Raw genomic sequence first — 19,807 nt, forward strand, 5'->3', positions numbered from 1 at the left:
CGTTGCATGCCTTACCAAGCGAATGACCTGCTGTTCAGCCACTTCCGCGACAACAATATCGACCTGAGCAACATCGACGCACAACTGCAACTGGTAGCCCCCGACAGCCCCAACCTGCCGCTGTATCGCGACATGATGCTGACCATCCTGCGCATGGCTCATGACGACAGCGACCGCTGGAGCGCCAAGATCACCCTGCAGGCCCTGCGTGAACTGGACCAGTCATTCCGCACGCTGCAGCGCTACAAGGGCCGGCGCAAGGTGACCGTGTTCGGCTCGGCGCGCACCCCGCTGGAGCACCCGATGTACGCCCTGGCCCGCGAGCTGGGCGCCACCCTGGCGCGCGCCGACCTGATGGTCATTACCGGCGCCGGCGGCGGCATCATGGCCGCCGCTCACGAGGGCGCTGGCAGCGACCACAGCCTGGGTTTCAACATCACTTTGCCCTTCGAGCAACACGCCAACCCGACCGTGGATGGCACCGACAAGTTGCTGCCCTTCCATTTCTTTTTTATCCGCAAGCTGTTCTTCGTCAAAGAGGCTGACGGCCTGGTGCTATGCCCGGGCGGTTTCGGCACACTGGATGAAGCGCTCGAAGTACTGACGCTGATCCAGACCGGCAAGAGCCCCTTGGTGCCAGTGGTGCTGCTGGACTCGCCCGGCGGCAGTTTCTGGCGCGACTGTTTGGACTTCATCGGCCGCCAACTGGAAGAAAACCGCTATATCCTGCCCAGCGACCTGAAGCTCTTGCGCCTGGTGCACAGTGCCGATGAGGCCGTGGAGGAAATCAACCAGTTCTATAGCAACTACCACTCCAGCCGCTGGCTTAAGAACCAGTTTGTGATCCGCATGCACCACCCGCTCAGCGAAGCAGCGCTGTTTGATATCCAGGAAGGCTTTGCAGACTTGCGCCTGAGTGGCAAGTTTCACCAGCAAGCGGACAGCAGTGCGGAACATGAAGTGGGCAACTTCAACCACCTGACCCGGCTGTCATTTGCCTTCACCGGCCGGGACCAGGGCCGGCTGCGCGAGCTGGTGGATTTCATCAACTTGTCGGAGAACTGGGCCAAACCGCAACCCATGCATACCACGCAGCGAGCCAGGGAGGCGTTGAAGGTGAGCTGATGCGGGGCGTTGAAGCGTTCGCCACGACAGTTTTATCGCCTGCGCGACCGAGCGCCGCCCACGCGGCGCATCGCGAGCTGCGCTCGCTCCTACGTTTGTTTCGGGCCAGTTATTTCTGTGGGATTTGTGCGCGGACGCCTCGGTGCATGGCGCGATATCGTGTCGTACAAACAAGGCGGTCGCGCGCGCCTGTCACAGGCATGACTCGCCCCAAACAAACGTAGGAGCGAGCGCAGCTCGCGATGCGCCGCGCGGGCGGCGCTCGATCTCACAGGCACTAAACAATCAGAGTGGTCAGTAATCGTCGAGCTCACGCCCGCTGAGCAGGCGGCCGATCATGTCCATGGGGAAACCCCGGTAAGCCAGAAACCGGGTTTGCTGGGCGCGGCTGCGCGGATCCTGTGGGCGCTGCCCGGCAAACTTGCGCTGCCAGACATCACGCATGCGCTCGCGCCAATCCACCTCGCTCTCGCGCAACGCCTGCTCGATATCAGCACGCGCCAGACCCCGCTGCCCCAGCTCCTCGCGAATTCGCAAAGGGCCATAGCCAGCGCTGGAACGGTACCTGATGAAGCTTTCGAGGTAGCGGGCTTCACAAAGCAGCCCTTCTTCGGCAAGCCGGTCGAGTTCAGGCTCGATCAGCTCATCCGAAGCACCGCGCTGACGCAACTTGCGCGTCAGCTCGACGCGACCGTGCTCGCGTCGGGCGAGCAGGTCCATGGCTGTCCGCCGAATGGCGACGGGGGTGTCGAGTACGGCGGACATGTTGGCTATCTACCGCGCAATCAATAACCGGCTTCGGCGTCAGCCACATCGTCAGCACTGGCATCAGCGGCGGCAGCCTTGCTGGCTTCAGCACCCGCACCGGCTTTCAGCAGCTTTTCACGGATCTGCTTCTCGATCTCGGCACCAATAGCCGGGTTCTCGGCCAGGTATTTGGCAGCGTTGGCTTTGCCTTGACCGATCTTGTTGCCCTGGTAGGCGTACCAGGCACCCGACTTCTCGACCAGGCCTTGAGACACGCCCAAGTCGATGATCTCGCCGTTACGGTAAATACCTTTGCCGTAAAGAATCTGGAACTCGGCCTGACGGAACGGCGGCGAGACCTTGTTCTTGACGATCTTGACGCGGGTTTCGCTGCCGACCACCTCGTCGCCTTCCTTGACCGCACCGGTACGGCGGATGTCCAGACGCACCGAGGCGTAGAACTTCAGGGCGTTACCACCAGTGGTGGTTTCCGGGCTGCCGAACATCACGCCGATCTTCATACGGATCTGGTTGATGAAGATGACCAGGCAGTTGGCGTTCTTGATGTTACCGGTGATCTTGCGCAGCGCCTGGGACATCAGACGAGCCTGCAGGCCCACGTGCATATCACCCATTTCGCCTTCGATCTCGGCCTTCGGCACCAGCGCAGCCACGGAGTCGACGATAATCACGTCAACGGCGTTGGAGCGCACCAGCATGTCGGTGATTTCCAGGGCCTGCTCACCGGTGTCCGGCTGCGAGACCAGCAGGTCGTCGACGTTGACGCCCAGTTTGCCGGCGTACTCAGGGTCGAGGGCGTGTTCGGCGTCGACGAAGGCGCAGGTGGCACCGTTCTTCTGGGCTTCGGCGATAACCGACAGCGTCAGTGTGGTCTTACCCGACGATTCCGGGCCATAGATCTCGACGATACGACCTTTTGGCAGGCCGCCGATGCCCAGCGCAATATCCAGGCCCAGCGAGCCGGTGGAAATGGCAGGAATGCCTTGGCGCTCGTGATCACCCATGCGCATGACCGCGCCTTTGCCGAATTGGCGTTCGATCTGACCCAGGGCCGCAGCCAAGGCGCGCTTCTTGTTGTCGTCCATTGAAATCCTCACGTGTTCGACTTGGCCCTGATGGCCGGAATACCTGTATAAGTAGCCAGTATTATTCCACAGGCAGGCGCTCGCGCAAACCCCTGTCGTCGATTTACTCGGCGCCAAGCTGTAACAAGCCGTCTAACGCGGCGATCACCGTCTGTCGGCGCACGGCTTCGCGGTCACCGTCGAACTGGCGGCGCTCGCTGAACACGCGGTTGCCATCGCCCCAAGCCAGCCACACGGTACCTACCGGTTTGGCTGGCGAACCACCATCCGGCCCGGCCACACCGCTTACCGCCACGGCAAAGCGGGCGCCGCTGGCGGCCTGGGCCCCTCGGACCATGGCTTCGACCACTTCCTGGCTGACTGCACCAACCTGGCCGAACAAGGCGGGGGGCACGCCCAGCAGGCGGGTTTTCTGGGCGTTGGAATAGGTCACGTAGCCCACCTCGAACCAGGCCGAGCTGCCAGGTATACGGGTGATGGCTTCGGCAATGCCACCGCCGGTGCAGGATTCGGCGGTAGCCACCTGTGCGTTGAAACGACGCAAGTGTTCACCCAGGCGGGTGGCAAGTGTGGTGATCGGGTCCATGTCAGGCTCCTGGAAGGCTACCCTCTACCCTATCACCGTGCCGCGGCCCCTGGCTCAGGAAACCTTCAGGCTCTCCCGGGCAATTTCGCTGAACGCACGCTCGTCACGCCGCCCCTGGCGCGGCAGCCCTGCTGGCCAATCCTGGTTCCAGTCGATACCACCTTGCTTGCGCATGTCATCAATAGCCGAACGCCACCAGATCACCTTGCAGGCACGCTGGTAGTCGTCGCCGCTCATCACACTGCCGTAAAGCAGCTTACGGCCGATGCCACGCAGCTCCCGAGGCACACGCTTGAGGCTCCATTTTACCGAGAGCCGCGCCAGCCACGAAGGGACAGGGCGATGTGCCGGCACCTTGAGGGCCAGCCTTGGCATCTATGGCGCAGGCCTTGCGCCGGTGGGTGTAGCCACCGTCACCGGTCCAGGCCTGCAGGGTCTGCTCATCCAGCGTGATCACTTCCACCGGCCAACCGACAAAGGCCTGTGGTTGGTCGGTAAGCAACACGGATCACCGGCAGCTCTGCCGGGTTGCAGCGCGCCACGGCGGTGAGGATGCTGAGTTTGGCCTCCAGCTGATAGATCCGGCGCTCGCCGTACAGGAGGTAGATCAGCTGTTGCTTAACATAAGGGACAGGGCTGGACACATTCATCGTGCACGTCACGGCTACAGGCGTTCGTCGAGGGCCGCGCATTTTAGAGGCTAACGCCGCACAGCTCCACCATTGCCCGCCAGGCTGCGCGCACATGCCCCGAAGCCTGCGCCTGCATCGCAACAAAAAAGCCTGTACCATTGCCGGTTTACCATCGCCAACCAGATCACCCGCTGTAAGGCCCTGAATGTCAGATCTTTCCGCACACACCCCGATGATGCAGCAGTACTGGAAGCTGAAAAACCAGCACCCGGACCAGCTGATGTTCTACCGCATGGGCGACTTCTACGAAATCTTCTACGAAGACGCAAAGAAGGCCGCAAAACTGCTGGACATCACCCTGACCGCGCGCGGGCAGTCGGCCGGCCAGTCCATCCCCATGTGCGGGATTCCGTTCCATTCGCTGGAAGGCTACCTGGCCAAGCTGGTCAAGCTGGGCGAATCGGTGGTGATCTGCGAACAGATTGGCGATCCGGCCACCAGCAAGGGCCCCGTGGAGCGCCAGGTGGTACGCATCATCACCCCAGGCACCGTCAGCGACGAGGCGCTGCTGGACGAGCGCCGCGACAACCTGATTGCCGCGCTGCTCGGTGATGAACGCCTGTTTGGCCTGGCGGTGCTGGACATCACCAGCGGCAATTTCAGCGTGCAGGAAATCAAAGGCTGGGAAAACCTGCTGGCCGAGCTTGAGCGCCTGAACCCTGTCGAACTGCTGATCCCGGACGATTGGCCACGTGACCTGCCCGCCGAAAAACGCCCCGGTGCCCGCCGCCGTGCGCCATGGGATTTCGACCGCGATTCGGCACGCAAGGCCCTGTGCCAACAGTTCGCGACCAAGGACCTCAAGGGCTTTGGCTGCGACAAGCTGACCCTGGCCATCGGTGCCGCCGGCTGCCTGTTGACCTACGCCAAGGAAACCCAGCGCACCGCCCTGCCGCACCTGCGCAGCCTGCGCCATGAGCGCCTGGACGACACGGTCATCCTCGATGGCGCCAGCCGTCGCAACCTGGAGCTGGACGTCAACCTGGCGGGTGGGCGTGACAACACCCTGCAATCGGTGGTCGACCGCTGCCAGACCGCCATGGCCAGCCGCCTGCTGAGCCGGTGGCTGAACCGCCCGTTGCGCGACCTCAAGGTTCTGCAAGCACGCCAGGACTCGATCCGCTGCCTGCTCGACAGCTACCGCTTCGAGAAGCTGCAGCCACAGTTGAAAGAAATTGGCGACATCGAGCGTATCCTCGCCCGAATCGGCCTGCGCAATGCCCGCCCACGCGACCTGGCGCGCCTGCGCGATGCATTGGGCGCCCTGCCCGAACTGCAAAACGCCATGACCGAGCTGGAGGCGCCGCACCTTGCGCGCCTGGCAGCCATTACCGGCACCTACCCGGAGCTGGCCAGCCTGCTGGAGCGGGCGATCATCGACAACCCGCCGGCGGTGATCCGCGACGGCGGCGTGCTCAAGGCCGGCTATGACAACGAGCTGGACGAGCTGCTGGCGATCAGCGAGAACGCCGGCCAGTTCCTGATCGACCTGGAAGCCCGGGAAAAGGCCCGCACCGGCCTTGCCAACCTCAAGGTCGGCTACAACCGTGTACACGGCTACTTCATCGAGCTGCCCACCAAGCAAGCCGAGCAGGCACCGGGCGACTACATCCGCCGTCAGACCCTCAAGGGCGCCGAGCGCTTCATCACCCCCGAGCTGAAAGTGTTCGAGGACAAGGCGCTGTCAGCCAAGAGCCGCGCTCTGGCCCGTGAGAAGATGCTCTACGACGCCCTGCTGGAAACCCTGATCAGCCACCTGGCGCCGCTGCAGGACAGCGCTGCCGCCCTGGCCGAACTGGACGTGCTCAGCAACCTGGCCGAACGTGCGCTGACCCTCGACCTGAACTGCCCGCGCTTCGTCGACGAGCCGTGCCTGCGCATCGAGCAAGGCCGTCACCCGGTCGTGGAGCAGGTACTGACCACGCCGTTCGTGGCCAACGACCTGGGCCTGGACAACAGCACGCGCATGCTGATCATCACCGGCCCGAACATGGGCGGTAAATCCACCTACATGCGCCAGACCGCCTTGATCGTGCTGCTGGCGCACATCGGCAGTTTCGTGCCGGCGGCCAGCTGCGAGCTGTCGCTGGTCGACCGCATCTTCACCCGCATCGGTTCCAGTGACGACCTGGCCGGCGGGCGCTCGACCTTCATGGTCGAGATGAGCGAAACCGCCAACATCCTGCACAACGCGACCGAGCGCAGCCTGGTGCTGATGGACGAAGTGGGCCGCGGCACCAGCACCTTCGACGGCCTGTCGCTGGCGTGGGCTGCGGCCGAGCGCCTGGCTCAGCTGCGCGCCTATACGCTGTTCGCCACTCACTACTTCGAGCTCACCGTGCTGCCGGAAAGTGAGCCACTGGTGGCCAACGTGCACCTGAATGCCACCGAGCACAACGAACGCATCGTGTTTCTGCACCACGTACTGCCTGGCCCTGCCAGCCAGAGCTACGGCCTGGCCGTGGCACAACTGGCCGGTGTGCCGGGTGTGGTGATCCAGCGTGCCCGGGAACATCTGGCGCGCCTGGAAACCACCAGCCTGCCGCATGAACAAGCCCCGGCCGAAAAGGCCAGGGATGTGCCACAGGTGCCGCACCAGAGCGATCTGTTCGCCAGCCTGCCACACCCAGCCATCGAGAAGCTGGGCAAGCTGCAACTGGACGACATGACCCCGCGCCAAGCTATCGAAATGCTATATCAACTAAAGAACCTGTTATAACGGCGCCCACTACAAGCTGGTAGAATCCGCCGCGGTTTGCTGGTGCTGCAGGTTATTAGCCTGGCCTGCAGCCACATACCTGTAAACCGCGCGGCCCTGAGAGGAAGGGCCGCCGCCGTCGCCTGAGGAGAGAACTAGAAATGACCTTCGTCGTCACCGACAACTGCATCAAATGCAAATACACCGACTGCGTGGAAGTCTGTCCGGTGGACTGCTTCTACGAAGGCCCGAACTTCCTGGTCATCCACCCGGACGAGTGCATTGACTGCGCACTGTGCGAACCGGAATGCCCGGCGCAAGCCATCTTCTCGGAAGACGAAATCCCTGCCGGGATGGAGAACTTCATCGAGCTGAACGCCGAGCTGGCGGAAGTCTGGCCAAACATCACCGAGCGTAAGGAAGCCCTGCCTGACGCTGAAGAGTGGGACGGCAAGACTGGCAAGATTGCAGACCTGGAGCGCTGATAGCGCCCGGACACGGAAAAGGCCCCTCGGGGCCTTTTCTGGTTTTTTACGGGCAAAAAAAAGGGGCGGTTTGACCCGCCCACATTTTTTCCGTAGTCCCTGCTTGTCCCTAACATCATCCTGATGAAATCGCTTCTTGCGACGTCCTTGGCCTTCGTCCTGAAAGCCTGTGCATATCCCTGTGCACAGTTCGAATATTAGCGGGTTGAGCCGGGCGGGCAAGCGCGAAACCTCACAAGGTATTGCTGGGGACACATTTCCTCACAGCCGAATAAGTCATGTTTTTCAATGGCTTGGAAAAATGCACAGGCTGGAAGCGACAATGATGTACTGAGGCTTGCATAGATAGCTTACAAAACAAGTAAGAAAAGGCTTACACACAATGTTACTGAGGTAGCGCAGTACACATTAGCTATCTGTTTACCCGGCAGATTTTGGGCCTGCTTTGCAGCCCATTCGCAGCACAAGGCTGCTCCCACAAGAGACCGTGATTGCCCGGATGATCGCGTATCCCAACATTTTCAAATGACACACACAAAAACGCCCCGAGGTCATCGGGGCGTTTTGGGTGACAGGCCTTCGCTACTGGAACAAAGACTCGCTGGACAGGCCGTTCTTCTCAAGGATCTCGCGCAAACGCTTGAGCCCCTCTACCTGGATCTGCCGTACCCGTTCCCGGGTCAGGCCGATCTCCAGCCCTACATCTTCCAGGGTGCTGCTTTCATGCCCACGCAGGCCAAAGCGACGCACCACCACTTCCCTCTGCTTGTCAGTCAACTCGCCCAGCCACTGGTCGATGCTCTGCGACAGGTCGTCATCCTGCAACAGTTCGCACGGGTCGGTGGGGCGGTCGTCGGTCAAGGTGTCGAGCAGGGTCTTGTCCGAATCCGGGCCAAGCGACACGTCCACCGAAGACACCCGCTCGTTCAGGCCCAGCATGCGCTTGACCTCGGCGACTGGCTTTTCCAGCAGCGTGGCGATTTCTTCCGGTGAGGGTTCGTGGTCGAGTTTCTGGGTCAGCTCGCGTGCGGCGCGCAGGTAGACGTTCAGTTCCTTGACCACGTGGATCGGCAGGCGGATGGTGCGGGTCTGGTTCATGATCGCCCGTTCGATGGTCTGGCGAATCCACCAGGTCGCATAGGTCGAAAAACGGAAACCACGCTCCGGGTCGAACTTCTCGACCGCACGGATAAGCCCCAGGTTGCCCTCCTCGATCAGGTCGAGCAGCGACAGGCCGCGGTTCACGTAACGACGGGCAATTTTGACAACCAGGCGCAGGTTGCTTTCGATCATGCGCTTGCGGCCAGCAGGATCGCCCTTCTGCGACAAGCGCGCGAAGTGCACTTCCTCTTCTGGTGAAAGCAGGGGCGAGAAGCCGATCTCGTTGAGATACAACTGGGTGGCATCAAGCGCCCGGCTGTAATCGATGTACTTGTGTTGCTTGAGTGAAGAGCCCGACTTGGCCCTCGTCCGAACCGAAGATACAGCAGGTTCGTCTGACACCACATCCGTTTCCAAAACGATACCCGTCTCCATCAGGAGGACGTCATCGTCGATGTCAAACTCCGGCACTTCTTTACTGAGAGCCATTGTTATAGTCCTTTGCTGAGTTCGAACTCAGACTCGAGCGGCACCTTTTTCCCTGGCAGCGCTGGAGCCTGTCCCCTCTACATCACAGGAACAGGCCGGGTACAACGATCAACGGCGTGGCAGGAACTGAAGTGGATCGACGGGTTTGCCCTGGCGGCGAATCTCGAAATGCAGCTTCACCCGATCTGTGCCTGTAGACCCCATTTCAGCAATCGACTGCCCTGCCTTGACCTGCTGCCCCTCCCGAACCAACAGCCTGCGGTTATGGCCGTAGGCACTGACGTAGGTATCGCTGTGTTTGATGATGATCAGCTCGCCGTAGCCCCTTAAACCACTCCCGGCGTACACCACCGCACCATCAGACGCAGCAAAAACAGGCTGTCCCAAATCACCGGCGATATCAATGCCTTTATTCAAACTACCGTTTGAAGCAAATTTTCCAATCAGCACACCGTTGGCTGGCCAGGTCCAGCCGCCTACCGCGCGCTCCGCAGCCGGCACGGTGGCAACCACCGGCGCACTGCTGGACGGGGCAGGCGTGGCCGGTTTGCCGGTGCTGGCAGGCGACGTGGACGTGCCCCCCACAGGCCGCCGCGTGACCGTGGTGCGGCTCGACGAGGACGGGTTGGACACCACCGTGGTACTGCTGCTAGAACCACTGCTGAAACGAATCGCCTGGCCTGGGCGAATGGTATAAGGCGCCGAGATGCCATTGCGTGCGGCCAGCTCCTTGTAGTCCCAGCCATAACGGAAGGCGATGGAGAACAGCGTGTCACCAGGCTTGACGATGTACTGCCCGGACGTCACCGCCGGGCGCTTGGGCACGGTGTTGTTGCGGTCGACCACCCGCGCGCTGGTATTACTGGTGCTCGAACAACCCACCAGTAGCGTGCCCATGGCCAGTGCAATCAACAGAAGCTTGAAACCCGACCCATCCTTGCGCTGCCGAATGACTGTGTGACCCACCCGCGCTCCCCTCATGGTGCCGAAAAACGATATGAAGACAAGAAATGCAATATTATTGCAATTATAACCAAGCCAGCCGGTAATGGCAGGCTGATGCAAAAGGCTGTAGCAAAGCCGCGGTGCGCGCTGTGTGCTAGCGCTTCGCTCCGCCAGATAGACAGGGCGCAGCTACAAGAATTCGCCACCGGCGCAAAAATACCGTGCAGCTCATGCCCGCAGCACCCAGCTCGACGCTGCACTCAGGCCAGCGGGCCATTGAGCAGCGGCACGAAACGCACAGCACCCAGCACACGGCGGGAGAACCCATGCTCCTCGCGCACGATCAGCATCAGTTGCTGCGTTTCGCCGGCCGGCCCTACCGGTATGACCATGCGGCCACCGGGCGCCAGCTGGTCAAGCAGTGCCTGGGGGACTTCCGGCGCCACCGCAGTGACGATGATGCCGTTGTAAGGCGCCAGCGCCGGCCAGCCTTCACAACCATCGCCCCAGCGGAATACCACATTGCGCAGGTTCAGCTCCACCAGACGCTCCTTGGCACGGTCCTGCAGCACCTTGATACGTTCCACCGAGAAAACCCGCTCCACCAGCTGGGCCAGTATCGCCGTCTGGTAACCCGAGCCGGTGCCGATCTCCAGCACCTTGTCCAGCGGGCCGGCCTCTAGCAGCAGCTCGCTCATGTGGGCAACCATGAATGGCTGGGAGATGGTCTGGTTGTGGCCGATCGGCAGCGCGGTGTCTTCATAGGCACGATGCGCCAGTGCCTCGTCGACGAACAGGTGACGCGGGGTACGACGAATCACGTCGAGCACCTTGGTGTTCGACACCCCTTCTTCGCACAGGCGCTGGATCAGCCGCTCCCGGGTACGCTGGGAGGTCATGCCGATGCCACGCCGCAGCATATCGTCCTCGCGCATCAGAGCAGGCCCTCCAGCCAACCGTCGAGCTGCTCGAAGGCATCATTGAAGGTGCGGTCGAGCTGCAGCGGAGTGATCGAGACAAAGCCTTGCATCACCGCATGGAAGTCGGTGCCCGGGCCGCCATCTTCGGCATCACCGGCCACGGCGATCCAGTAGCCTTCCTTGCCGCGCGGGTTGACCACCTTGGTCGGTGCCGCCGCCCGCGCCCGGTGACCGAGGCGGGTCAGCTGGATGCCACGGATGTGCTCCAGCGGCAGGTTGGGGATATTGACGTTGAGTACGGTGCGTGGCGGCAGCACCAGGCGCGACTGTGCCTCGACCAGGCGACGGGCGATGTAGGCCGCCGTCGGCAAGTTGTCCGGCTGGCGCGACAACAGCGAAAACGCCAGCGACGTGCCACCAAGGAAACGGCCTTCCAACGCTGCGGCGACCGTACCGGAGTACAACACGTCATCACCCAGGTTGGCACCGAGGTTGATCCCCGACACCACCATGTCCGGCGCCTGCGGCAACAGCCCATTAAGCCCCAGGTGCACACAGTCGGTCGGTGTGCCGTTGAGGCTGATGAAGCCGTTGGCCAGGGTCTGCGGGTGCAGTGGCCGGTCCAGCGTCAGCGAACTGCTGGCGCCGCTCTTGTCTTGGTCCGGGGCAATCACCGCGCACTCGGCGTAATCCGCCAGCGCAGCGTGCAGCGCGGCGATGCCGGGTGCGGTGACACCGTCGTCGTTCGAAATCAGAATACGCATGGGCTGTCCGTCTGCCCTGCCGACACCAGATCCACGACTTCGCGCACCACCACGGTGGCGAAGCATCCGGCCGGCAGGACGAATTCCAGTTGCAGGATATCAGGCTCGGGATAATGCCATGTCAGGCCGCCAATAGGGAGCCGCAAAATACGCCGTTCGTGATCCATGCCCGCCTGGGCCAACCAATGACAAAGTGCCTGTTGCCGCTCGCCCACGGCATTTTCCAGCTGCGCGGTGGCGCCGCCTGCGGGCGAACTGCCCTCGCCCCACATCGGGCCGGTCGGATGCAGGTCGAGAATCGCCAGGCGTGGGTCGGCGCATTCCGCCTCACCGGCCGGGAAGAAGCTACGGCTGTCGGTGAACGCCAGCAAGTCGCCGACCTGGGCCTGCGCCCAGCTACCTTCGGCGACACGTGCAGCCAGCACCTGATTGAACAGGTAGCTGCGCCCGGCCGAAAGCAACCGCGAACGCACGTTACGCTGCTCGGGCAACGCCTTGCGCGCGGCCCAGTCGAGGGCATCATGGACGTTGCCCCCGCCGTGGCCGAAACGCTGGGTGCCGAAATAGTTGGGCACACCGTGCTGCTTGAGCTGTGCCAGGCGGGCATCCACAGCCTGGTGGTCAGCAGCAAGGGCTGTCAGGCGCAGGGTGAAGCCGTTGGCCGAATGCGCGCCGCGCTGCAGCTTGCGTTGGTGGCGCACCTGCTTGAGCACGCGCAGGCTGGCATCTTCAGCACGCGACAGGTCCGGGTCGGCCTTGCCCGGCAGGTGCAGGCTGAACCACTGACGGGTCAGGGCCTGACGGTCCTTGAGCCCGGCGTAGCTGATAGCGCGCGCCGGCACGCCTGCGGCGCGCGCCAGGCGGCGGGCGGCCTCTTCAGTGTTCAAGTCGCGCTTTTCGACCCACAGCCACAGGTGCTCACCCTGGCCGGACAGCGGAATGTCCAGCACTTCGTCAACCTGAAAGTCTTCAGCCACTGCCTTGAGGACGGCGGTGCCCAAGGGTTCGCCCGATGCGCGCGGGCCCAGCAGTTCCTGCTCGGTCATGCTGGCAGCAGCAGGGCGACCGAATGCACGGCAATCCCCTCCTCACGGCCAGTGAAGCCCAGCTTTTCAGTGGTGGTGGCCTTGACGTTGACCTGGTCGCGTTCAACCTGCAGGTCTTCGGCGATCAGCTGGCGCATGGTCTCGATGTGCGGGGCCATCTTCGGCGCCTGGGCGACGATGGTGGCGTCGACATTGCCGACCTTCCAGCCCTTGGCCTTGACGATGCCGACCACATGGCGCAGCAGCACGCGGCTGTCGGCGCCCTTGAATTGTGGGTCGGTGTCGGGGAAGTGCTTGCCGATGTCGCCCAGCGCCGCAGCGCCCAGCAAGGCATCGCTCAGGGCGTGCAGCAGCACGTCGCCGTCGGAATGGGCCAGCAGGCCGTATTTGTGGGGGATACGCACCCCGCCCAGGGTAATGAAATCACCGTCGCAGAAACGGTGCACATCGTAGCCATGGCCAATACGCATAGAAAAACGCCCTGAATGAGTCAGGGCGTGATTCTACCTGCTTTTGCAGCATTGGGGCTGCTTCGCAGCCCATCGCCGGCAAGCCAGTGCCCACCTCGCCCCCATGGCCCTGGAGCCATGCACAGTACCTGTGGGCGCTGGCTTGCCGGCGATGGCGCAAACACCCCAGCTACGCCTTACACCCGCCCCAGTGCCACCGCATGATGGCGCAGGTGATCTTCGATGAAGCTGGCAATGAAGTAGTAGCTGTGGTCATAGCCCGGCTGCAAACGCAGGGTCATTTCATGGCCCCCTTTTCGCGCGGCCTGCTCCAGCGCTTCAGGCTTGAGCTGCTTCTCGAGGAAGTCGTCACGGTCGCCCTGGTCAACCAGCAAGGGCGGGCATTCGCCGGCCGGTGTTTCAGCCAGCAGGATGCTGGCATCCCACTCGCGCCAGCGCGCTCGGTCTTCACCCAGGTAGCGGCTGAAAGCCTTCTCGCCCCAGGGGCAATCCATCGGGTTGCTGATGGGCGAGAACGCCGACACCGAGCGGTAGCGCCCCGGGTTGCGCAAGGCGCACACCAGCGCGCCATGCCCACCCATTGAGTGGCCGCTGATGCTGCGCTCGCCCGAAGCCGGGAAGTGCGCCTCGATCAGCGCCGGCAACTCCTCCACCACATAGTCATGCATGCGGTAATGCTGGGCCCAGGGTTGCTGGGTGGCGTTGAGGTAGAAGCCGGCCCCCAGGCCGAAGTCCCAGGCGCCATCCGGGTCGCCCGGCACCTGTTCGCCACGCGGGCTGGTGTCGGGGGCCACGATGATCAGCCCAAGCTCAGCTGCCATGCGCTGGGCGCCGGCCTTCTGCATGAAGTTCTCGTCGGTGCAGGTGAGGCCGCTAAGCCAGTACAGCACCGGCAGCTTCTCGCCCTGCTCGGCCTGCGGCGGCAAGTACACGGCGAACACCATGTCGCAACCCAGCACCTTGGAGTGATGCCGGTAACGCTTGTGCCAGCCGCCAAAGCTCTTCTGGCAGGAGATGTTATCCAGGCTCATGGCACACCTCAGAAGTGGATCACGCTGCGGATGCTCTTGCCTTCATGCATCAGGTCGAAGGCTTTGTTGATGTCTTCCAGGCCCATGGTATGGGTGATGAAGGTATCCAGCGGAATCTCGCCCTTTTCGGACATTTCCACGTAGCTCGGCAGCTCGCTGCGGCCACGCACGCCGCCGAACGCCGAACCACGCCAGACGCGCCCGGTGACCAGCTGGAACGGACGGGTGGCAATTTCCTGGCCGGCACCGGCTACACCGATGATGACCGACTCGCCCCAGCCCTTGTGGCAGCATTCCAGAGCAGCGCGCATCAGTTGCACGTTGCCGATGCACTCGAAGGAGAAGTCCACGCCACCGTCGGTGAGGTCGACAATCACTTCCTGGATCGGGCGGTCGTAGTCTTTCGGGTTGATACAGTCGGTGGCACCCAGTTGGCGGGCAATCTCGAACTTGGCCGGGTTGATGTCGATGGCGATGATGCGCGCGGCCTTGGCCTTGACCGCACCGATCACCGCCGACAGGCCGATGCCGCCCAGGCCGAAGATGGCCACGGTGTCACCCGGCTTGACCTTGGCGGTGTTGAGCACCGCGCCGATACCGGTGGTGACGCCACAGCCCAGCAGGCAGACTTTTTCCAGTGGGGCTTCTTTCTGGATCTTGGCCACGGAGATTTCCGGCAGCACGGTGTACTCGGAGAAGGTCGAGGTGCCCATGTAGTGGAACAGCTGCTGGCCCTTGTACGAGAAGCGCGTGGTGCCGTCCGGCATCAGGCCCTTGCCCTGGGTAGCACGGATGGCCTGGCACAGGTTGGTCTTGCCCGACAGGCAGAACTTGCACTTGCCGCATTCCGGGGTGTACAGCGGGATCACGTGGTCGCCGACGGCCACCGAGGTCACGCCCTCGCCTACCGCTTCGACGATCGCGCCGCCTTCGTGGCCGAGGATCGACGGGAAGATGCCTTCCGGGTCAGCACCCGACAGGGTGTAGGCATCAGTGTGGCAGACACCACTGGCGACCACACGCAGCAGCACTTCCCCGGCCTTGGGCATGGCCACGTCGACTTCGACGATTTCCAAGGGTTTTTTGGCTTCGAAGGCTACAGCAGCACGGGACTTGATCATCAAAGGTCTCCAAATAGAGGGGCGATTCAGTCTCACAGTGTAATTCACCGCCTTTTGATGAATAATCCGGCCAAAGACAAAACATTATTGCCACACAGGGATAATCCATGAGCAGCCGCTGGGAAGGCATCGACGAATTTGTCGCGGTGGCAGAATCGGGCCAGTTCACTGCAGCCGCCGAACGCCTGGGGGTTTCGTCGTCGCACATCAGCCGGCAAATCGCCCGTCTGGAAGAGCGCCTGCAGACCCGCCTGCTGTATCGCAGCACGCGCCGGGTAACCCTGAGCGAGGCCGGGCAGACCTTTCTGCAGCATTGCCAGCGTTTGCAGGATGGCCGCGAAGAAGCCCTGCGCGCCATGGGCGACCTGGCCAGCGAGCCCAAGGGCTTGCTGCGCATGACCTGCGCGGTAGCCTACGGCGAGCGCTTCATCGTGCCGCTGGTGACACGGTTCATGGCGCTGTACCCCCAGTTGCGGGTGGATGTGGAACTGAGCAACCACACACTCGACCTGCTGCATGAAGGCATGGACCTGGCCATTCGCCTGGGCCGCCTTGCCGACTCTCGGCTAGTGGCCACTCGCCTGGCGCCGCGACGCATGTACCTGTGCGCCTCGCCGGCCTACCTGGAGCGTTACGGCCGGCCGCACAGCCTGTCGGAACTGGCGCGGCACAATTGCCTGGTGGGCAGTTCGGACTTGTGGGCGCTGCAGCAGGACGGCCGCGAGATCAGCCAGCGAATACAGGGCAACTGGCGCTGCAACAGTGGCCAGGCGGTGCTGGATGCGGCGCTGCAAGGGATAGGGTTGTGTCAGTTGCCGGATTACTACGTGCTGGAGCACCTGAACAGCGGTGCGCTGGTGTCCTTGCTTGAGGCGCACCAGCCGCCGAATACGGCGGTGTGGGCGCTGTATCCGCAGCAGCGGCACCTGTCACCGAAGGTGCGGCGACTGGTGGATTACCTGAAGGAAGGGTTGGCGGGGTTGCCGGAATATCGCGGGATCTGATGGCAAAGGGGGCCGCAGAGCGGACCCGGCGATTTCAGCGCCTACCCGCCCAGCGTTGGCGCAACCATTCCAGGTCTTCGGGCCGGGTCACCTTGATATTGTCACTGCGCCCTTCCACCAGCCGCGGCGCCTGGCCGGACCATTCGATGGCAGAAGCCTCATCGGTCACCACCACATCCGACACCAGGCACTCGGCCAGCGCCCGGTGCAACGCCCCCAGGCGGAACATCTGCGGGGTATACGCCTGCCAGATGGTACTGCGGTCCACGGTAGCGCTCACCCGGCCATTGCTGTCGGCACGCTTGAGGGTGTCACGCGCCGGCACCGCCAGCAGGCCACCCACCGGGTCGTCCGCCAGCTCCGACAACAACTTGTCCAGGTCGCTGCGCGCAAGGTTTGGCCGCGCGGCATCGTGCACCAGCACCCAGTCGCTGTCCGAGGCCCCCTGGGCATGCAGTAACAGCAAAGCGTTGAGCACCGAGTCGGCGCGCTCACGCCCGCCCGCCGCGCGCTGGATGCGCGAGTCGCTGGCACAACGCAGGGCCGGCCAGTACGGGTCATCTTCAGCTAGGCTGACCACCACGCCGTTGAGCGCCGAGTGGCCAAGAAAACAGTCGAGGCTGTGCTCGAGCAGGGTCCGCCCGGCCAGCTCCAGGTATTGCTTGGGGCGGTCGGCAGCCATGCGGGCACCTACGCCCGCAGCAGGAATCACGGCCCAGAAGGCCGGCAACGTATCGATCATTTCTGTGGCAACTGGAAGAGGGTTTCGCCCTCTTTGACCATTCCCAATTCGTGGCGAGCCCGCTCTTCAACGGTCTCCATGCCTTTTTTCAGCTCCAGCACTTCGGCATCGAGCACACGGTTACGCTCGAGCAGACGCTCGTTCTCGGCATGCTGCTCGGCAATCTGCTGCTTCAGCTCGGTCACTTGCGCCAGGCTGCCACTACCCACCCACAGGCGGTACTGCAGGCCACCCAGCAGCAGGAGCAGGACGAGGAACAACCAATAAGGACTGCGCATCTAGGTATCCAGGTTAAAAAGACCGCCGCACACTATGCATTTCGGGGTCTCAAATAGCACGAAGCCTGGCCGAGGCCAGGCTTCGTAGACAGAAACCCGTTGGAACGCAGTAAAGTTCAGTAAGAACGTTCCTACAGCTCCGGCTGCTGTCTTTTTACCATCTCTTGCTTAGCCGCGAAACTCGGCACGACCACGGTAAACCGCTTTGGCACCCAGTTGCTCTTCGATGCGCAGCAGTTGGTTGTACTTGGAAACGCGATCGGAACGGCACAGCGAACCGGTCTTGATCTGACCGGCAGCGGTACCCACGGCCAGGTCGGCAATGGTCGAATCTTCGGTTTCACCGGAACGGTGCGAGATCACCGCGGTGTAGCCCGCAGCCTTGGCCATCTGGATGGCTTCCAGGGTTTCGGTCAGCGAGCCGATCTGGTTGAACTTGATCAGGATCGAGTTACCGATGCCCTTCTCGATGCCTTCTTTGAGGATCTTGGTGTTGGTCACGAACAGGTCGTCGCCAACCAACTGTACCTTCTCGCCGATCTTGTCAGTGAGGATCTTCCAGCCAGCCCAGTCGGACTCGTCCAGGCCGTCTTCGATCGAGATGATCGGGAAGCGCTCGGTCAGGCCTTTCAGGTACTCGGCGAAGCCTTCGGCATCGAACGACTTGCCTTCACCAGACAGGTTGTACTTGCCGTCTTCGTAGAATTCGGAAGCCGCGCAGTCCAGGGCCAGGGTGACATCGGTGCCCAGCTTGTAGCCGGCCTTTTCAACGGCTTCAGCGATGGCGCCCAGGGCGTCTTCGTTGGATGCCAGGTTAGGGGCGAAGCCACCTTCATCACCTACGGCGGTGTTCAGGCCACGGGCCTTCAGCACGGCTTTGAGGTGGTGGAAGATTTCGGTACCCATGCGCAGGCCGTCGGAGAAGGTCTTGGCGCCAACCGGCTGAACCATGAACTCCTGGATATCGACGTTGTTGTCGGCGTGCTCGCCACCGTTGATGATGTTCATCATCGGAACCGGCATCGAGTACTGGCCTGGGGTGCCGTTCAGGTTGGCGATATGCGCGTACAGCGGCAGGTCCTGGTCCTGGGCAGCGGCCTTGGCGGCAGCCAGGGAAACAGCCAGGATGGCGTTGGCGCCCAGTTTGGCCTTGTTCTCGGTACCGTCCAGTTCGATCATGGCGCGGTCCAGGGCCTTCTGGTCGGAAGGGTCCTTGCCCAGCAGCAGCTCACGGATCGGGCCGTTGATGTTGCCGACGGCTTTCAGCACGCCCTTGCCCAGGTAACGGCTCTTGTCGCCATCACGCAGCTCCAGCGCTTCGCGCGAGCCGGTGGAAGCACCGGACGGCGCGCAAGCGCTGCCGATGATGCCGTTGTCGAGCAGTACATCGGCTTCCACGGTGGGGTTGCCACGCGAATCGAGAACTTCACGACCTTTGATGTCGACGATTTTTGCCATTGTTGTAAGCACTCCAGAATTGACGAAAACAACCTAGCTTAAGAAATTCTTGCCGTTCACCAGGCGGGTTTGCAGTGGGCAGGCCGGGTGAAGGGAGCCCCTGACCGATTGGTCAGGGGTGGATCGGGCGCTACTTTACCCGAGAAATGAGCTTTACGCGGTTTCTACCGTCGGAAAACTTTTTACCAGGTCATCCAGTTGCTTGAGCTGGGCCAGGAATGGCTCCAGTTTGTCCAGGCGCAGGGCGCATGGGCCATCGCACTTGGCGTTGTCCGGGTCGGGGTGGGCTTCAAGGAACAGGCCGGCCAGCCCCTGGCTCATGCCTGCCTTGGCCAGGTCGGTGACCTGGGCGCGACGGCCGCCGGCGGAATCGCTACGGCCGCCCGGCATCTGCAGGGCGTGGGTCACGTCAAAGAATACCGGATACTCGAACTGCTTCATGATGCCGAAGCCGAGCATGTCCACCACCAGGTTGTTGTAGCCGAAGCTAGAACCGCGCTCGCAGAGGATCAACTGGTCGTTACCGGCCTCTTCGCACTTGGCCAGGATATGTTTCATTTCCTGGGGTGCGAGGAACTGGGCTTTCTTGATGTTGATCACCGCGCCGGTCTTGGCCATGGCAACCACCAGGTCGGTCTGCCGCGACAGGAAGGCCGGCAGCTGGATGATGTCGCATACCTTGGCAACAGGCTCGGCCTGGTAAGGCTCGTGCACATCGGTGATCACCGGCACGTTGAAGGTGCGCTTGATCTCTTCGAAGATCTTCAGCCCTTCTTCCATGCCCGGACCACGGTAGGACGTTACCGACGAACGGTTGGCCTTGTCGAAACTCGCCTTGAACACGTACGGGATACCGAGCTTCTCGGTCACCCGCACGTACTCTTCGCAGACCTTCATTGCCAGGTCACGGGACTCCAGGACGTTCATGCCGCCGAACAGGACGAACGGCTTGTCGTTGGCGATCTCGATGTTACCGACGCGAATGATCTTCTGGGTCAT

Annotated in this window: 19 protein-coding genes and 1 pseudogene; 4 read left to right on the forward strand and 16 right to left on the reverse strand. The window is 62.4% G+C overall.

What is annotated here, in order from left to right; genetic code table 11:
- Window positions 1-6 precede the first annotated feature (6 nt).
- Window positions 7-1,125 carry an LOG family protein gene (locus tag LU684_RS27725; protein ID WP_023047668.1) on the forward strand — a complete coding sequence of 373 codons (1,119 nt, stop codon included), beginning with the start codon at window positions 7-9 and terminating at the stop codon, window positions 1,123-1,125.
- A gap of 294 nt (window positions 1,126-1,419) precedes the next feature.
- Here LU684_RS27725 and recX read toward each other — a convergent pair whose 3' ends face one another.
- The 4 genes and pseudogenes from recX to LU684_RS30620 form a co-directional block, all read right to left on the reverse strand.
- Window positions 1,420-1,890 (reverse strand): recombination regulator RecX, encoded by a 471-nt coding sequence (gene recX, locus LU684_RS27730; protein ID WP_016485238.1) that lies wholly within the window; start codon window positions 1,888-1,890, stop codon window positions 1,420-1,422.
- A 20-nt stretch (window positions 1,891-1,910) separates the two neighbouring features.
- Window positions 1,911-2,978 (reverse strand): recombinase RecA, encoded by a 1,068-nt coding sequence (gene recA / locus LU684_RS27735; RefSeq protein ID WP_016485237.1) that lies wholly within the window; start codon window positions 2,976-2,978, stop codon window positions 1,911-1,913.
- A 103-nt stretch (window positions 2,979-3,081) separates the two neighbouring features.
- Window positions 3,082-3,564 carry a CinA family protein gene (locus LU684_RS27740; RefSeq protein WP_016485236.1) on the reverse strand — a complete coding sequence of 161 codons (483 nt, stop codon included), beginning with the start codon at window positions 3,562-3,564 and terminating at the stop codon, window positions 3,082-3,084.
- A 54-nt stretch (window positions 3,565-3,618) separates the two neighbouring features.
- Window positions 3,619-4,214: pseudogene (locus LU684_RS30620) on the reverse strand (hypothetical protein).
- A 187-nt stretch (window positions 4,215-4,401) separates the two neighbouring features.
- Between LU684_RS30620 and mutS the strand changes: the two are divergent.
- Window positions 4,402-6,975, forward strand: a complete 2,574-nt coding sequence (mutS, locus tag LU684_RS27755) for a DNA mismatch repair protein MutS (RefSeq protein WP_060519606.1) — start codon at window positions 4,402-4,404, stop codon at window positions 6,973-6,975.
- A 140-nt stretch (window positions 6,976-7,115) separates the two neighbouring features.
- Window positions 7,116-7,439 carry a ferredoxin FdxA gene (fdxA, locus tag LU684_RS27760; protein ID WP_016485233.1) on the forward strand — a complete coding sequence of 108 codons (324 nt, stop codon included), beginning with the start codon at window positions 7,116-7,118 and terminating at the stop codon, window positions 7,437-7,439.
- Window positions 7,440-8,021: 582 nt separating this feature from the next.
- Here fdxA and rpoS read toward each other — a convergent pair.
- The 8 genes from rpoS to LU684_RS27800 all read right to left on the reverse strand — a co-directional run bounded on the left by rpoS (window position 8,022) and on the right by LU684_RS27800 (window position 15,326).
- A complete protein-coding gene (gene rpoS / locus LU684_RS27765) occupies window positions 8,022-9,029 on the reverse strand; it encodes an RNA polymerase sigma factor RpoS (RefSeq protein ID WP_003252351.1) in 1,008 nt (335 codons plus the stop codon).
- A 108-nt stretch (window positions 9,030-9,137) separates the two neighbouring features.
- On the reverse strand, window positions 9,138-9,995 hold the full coding sequence (locus tag LU684_RS27770; protein ID WP_060519608.1) for a peptidoglycan DD-metalloendopeptidase family protein: 858 nt from the start codon (window positions 9,993-9,995) through the stop codon (window positions 9,138-9,140).
- A gap of 239 nt (window positions 9,996-10,234) precedes the next feature.
- Complete coding sequence (locus LU684_RS27775; RefSeq protein WP_015269209.1) at window positions 10,235-10,873, reverse strand: protein-L-isoaspartate(D-aspartate) O-methyltransferase; 639 nt, start codon at window positions 10,871-10,873, stop codon at window positions 10,235-10,237.
- 35 nt (window positions 10,874-10,908) lie between these two features.
- Entirely contained in the window at window positions 10,909-11,658 is a 750-nt protein-coding gene (gene surE / locus LU684_RS27780) for a 5'/3'-nucleotidase SurE (protein WP_016485231.1), read from the reverse strand.
- Window positions 11,646-12,704: a tRNA pseudouridine(13) synthase TruD gene (truD, locus tag LU684_RS27785; protein ID WP_016485230.1), complete on the reverse strand. Its 1,059-nt coding sequence runs from the start codon at window positions 12,702-12,704 to the stop codon at window positions 11,646-11,648. Before truD ends, surE begins: the two co-directional genes overlap by 13 nt.
- On the reverse strand, window positions 12,701-13,174 hold the full coding sequence (gene ispF / locus LU684_RS27790) for a 2-C-methyl-D-erythritol 2,4-cyclodiphosphate synthase (protein ID WP_016485229.1): 474 nt from the start codon (window positions 13,172-13,174) through the stop codon (window positions 12,701-12,703). The genes truD and ispF overlap by 4 nt, the downstream gene beginning before the upstream one ends.
- Window positions 13,175-13,350: 176 nt before the next feature.
- Window positions 13,351-14,205 (reverse strand): S-formylglutathione hydrolase, encoded by an 855-nt coding sequence (gene fghA, locus LU684_RS27795; RefSeq protein WP_023048355.1) that lies wholly within the window; start codon window positions 14,203-14,205, stop codon window positions 13,351-13,353.
- 8 nt (window positions 14,206-14,213) lie between these two features.
- A complete protein-coding gene (locus LU684_RS27800) occupies window positions 14,214-15,326 on the reverse strand; it encodes an S-(hydroxymethyl)glutathione dehydrogenase/class III alcohol dehydrogenase (RefSeq protein ID WP_016485227.1) in 1,113 nt (370 codons plus the stop codon).
- Between the two features lie 107 nt (window positions 15,327-15,433).
- Here LU684_RS27800 and LU684_RS27805 point away from each other — a divergent pair, with 107 nt between their 5' ends.
- Entirely contained in the window at window positions 15,434-16,330 is an 897-nt protein-coding gene (locus LU684_RS27805) for a LysR substrate-binding domain-containing protein (RefSeq protein ID WP_023048356.1), read from the forward strand.
- Between the two features lie 34 nt (window positions 16,331-16,364).
- Here LU684_RS27805 and ispD read toward each other — a convergent pair whose 3' ends face one another.
- The 4 genes from ispD to kdsA all read right to left on the reverse strand — a co-directional run bounded on the left by ispD (window position 16,365) and on the right by kdsA (window position 19,807).
- The gene (gene ispD, locus LU684_RS27810) at window positions 16,365-17,072 is read right to left on the reverse strand and encodes a 2-C-methyl-D-erythritol 4-phosphate cytidylyltransferase (RefSeq protein WP_023048357.1); all 708 of its coding nucleotides are present in this window, start codon (window positions 17,070-17,072) and stop codon (window positions 16,365-16,367) included.
- Window positions 17,069-17,350 (reverse strand): cell division protein FtsB, encoded by a 282-nt coding sequence (gene ftsB, locus LU684_RS27815; RefSeq protein WP_016485224.1) that lies wholly within the window; start codon window positions 17,348-17,350, stop codon window positions 17,069-17,071. The genes ispD and ftsB overlap by 4 nt, the downstream gene beginning before the upstream one ends.
- Before the next feature lie 168 nt (window positions 17,351-17,518).
- Window positions 17,519-18,808 (reverse strand): phosphopyruvate hydratase, encoded by a 1,290-nt coding sequence (gene eno, locus LU684_RS27820; protein WP_016485223.1) that lies wholly within the window; start codon window positions 18,806-18,808, stop codon window positions 17,519-17,521.
- 153 nt (window positions 18,809-18,961) lie between these two features.
- Window positions 18,962-19,807 carry a 3-deoxy-8-phosphooctulonate synthase gene (kdsA, locus tag LU684_RS27825; RefSeq protein WP_012270852.1) on the reverse strand — a complete coding sequence of 282 codons (846 nt, stop codon included), beginning with the start codon at window positions 19,805-19,807 and terminating at the stop codon, window positions 18,962-18,964.

Source organism: Pseudomonas sp. NMI542_15, from assembly GCF_021283425.1.
GTDB lineage: Bacteria > Pseudomonadota > Gammaproteobacteria > Pseudomonadales > Pseudomonadaceae > Aquipseudomonas > Aquipseudomonas fortuita.

Bases quoted from the DNA above. Each gene is read 5' to 3' on its own strand.
- LU684_RS27775 (WP_015269209.1), bottom strand. From the start codon at position 10,873: ATGACCTCCCAGCGTACCCGGGAGCGGCTGATCCAGCGCCTGTGCGAA.
- LU684_RS27800 (WP_016485227.1), bottom strand. From the start codon at position 15,326: ATGATCAAGTCCCGTGCTGCTGTAGCCTTCGAAGCCAAAAAACCCTTG.
- truD (WP_016485230.1), bottom strand. From the start codon at position 12,704: ATGACCGAGCAGGAACTGCTGGGCCCGCGCGCATCGGGCGAACCCTTG.
- LU684_RS27805 (WP_023048356.1), top strand. From the start codon at position 15,434: ATGAGCAGCCGCTGGGAAGGCATCGACGAATTTGTCGCGGTGGCAGAA.
- eno (WP_016485223.1), bottom strand. From the start codon at position 18,808: ATGGCAAAAATCGTCGACATCAAAGGTCGTGAAGTTCTCGATTCGCGT.
- fdxA (WP_016485233.1), top strand. From the start codon at position 7,116: ATGACCTTCGTCGTCACCGACAACTGCATCAAATGCAAATACACCGAC.
- ispF (WP_016485229.1), bottom strand. From the start codon at position 13,174: ATGCGTATTGGCCATGGCTACGATGTGCACCGTTTCTGCGACGGTGAT.
- fghA (WP_023048355.1), bottom strand. From the start codon at position 14,205: ATGAGCCTGGATAACATCTCCTGCCAGAAGAGCTTTGGCGGCTGGCAC.
- kdsA (WP_012270852.1), bottom strand. From the start codon at position 19,807: ATGACCCAGAAGATCATTCGCGTCGGTAACATCGAGATCGCCAACGAC.
- mutS (WP_060519606.1), top strand. From the start codon at position 4,402: ATGTCAGATCTTTCCGCACACACCCCGATGATGCAGCAGTACTGGAAG.
- surE (WP_016485231.1), bottom strand. From the start codon at position 11,658: ATGCGTATTCTGATTTCGAACGACGACGGTGTCACCGCACCCGGCATC.
- ispD (WP_023048357.1), bottom strand. From the start codon at position 17,072: ATGATCGATACGTTGCCGGCCTTCTGGGCCGTGATTCCTGCTGCGGGC.
- recX (WP_016485238.1), bottom strand. From the start codon at position 1,890: ATGTCCGCCGTACTCGACACCCCCGTCGCCATTCGGCGGACAGCCATG.
- recA (WP_016485237.1), bottom strand. From the start codon at position 2,978: ATGGACGACAACAAGAAGCGCGCCTTGGCTGCGGCCCTGGGTCAGATC.
- rpoS (WP_003252351.1), bottom strand. From the start codon at position 9,029: ATGGCTCTCAGTAAAGAAGTGCCGGAGTTTGACATCGACGATGACGTC.
- LU684_RS27725 (WP_023047668.1), top strand. From the start codon at position 7: ATGCCTTACCAAGCGAATGACCTGCTGTTCAGCCACTTCCGCGACAAC.
- ftsB (WP_016485224.1), bottom strand. From the start codon at position 17,350: ATGCGCAGTCCTTATTGGTTGTTCCTCGTCCTGCTCCTGCTGCTGGGT.
- LU684_RS27740 (WP_016485236.1), bottom strand. From the start codon at position 3,564: ATGGACCCGATCACCACACTTGCCACCCGCCTGGGTGAACACTTGCGT.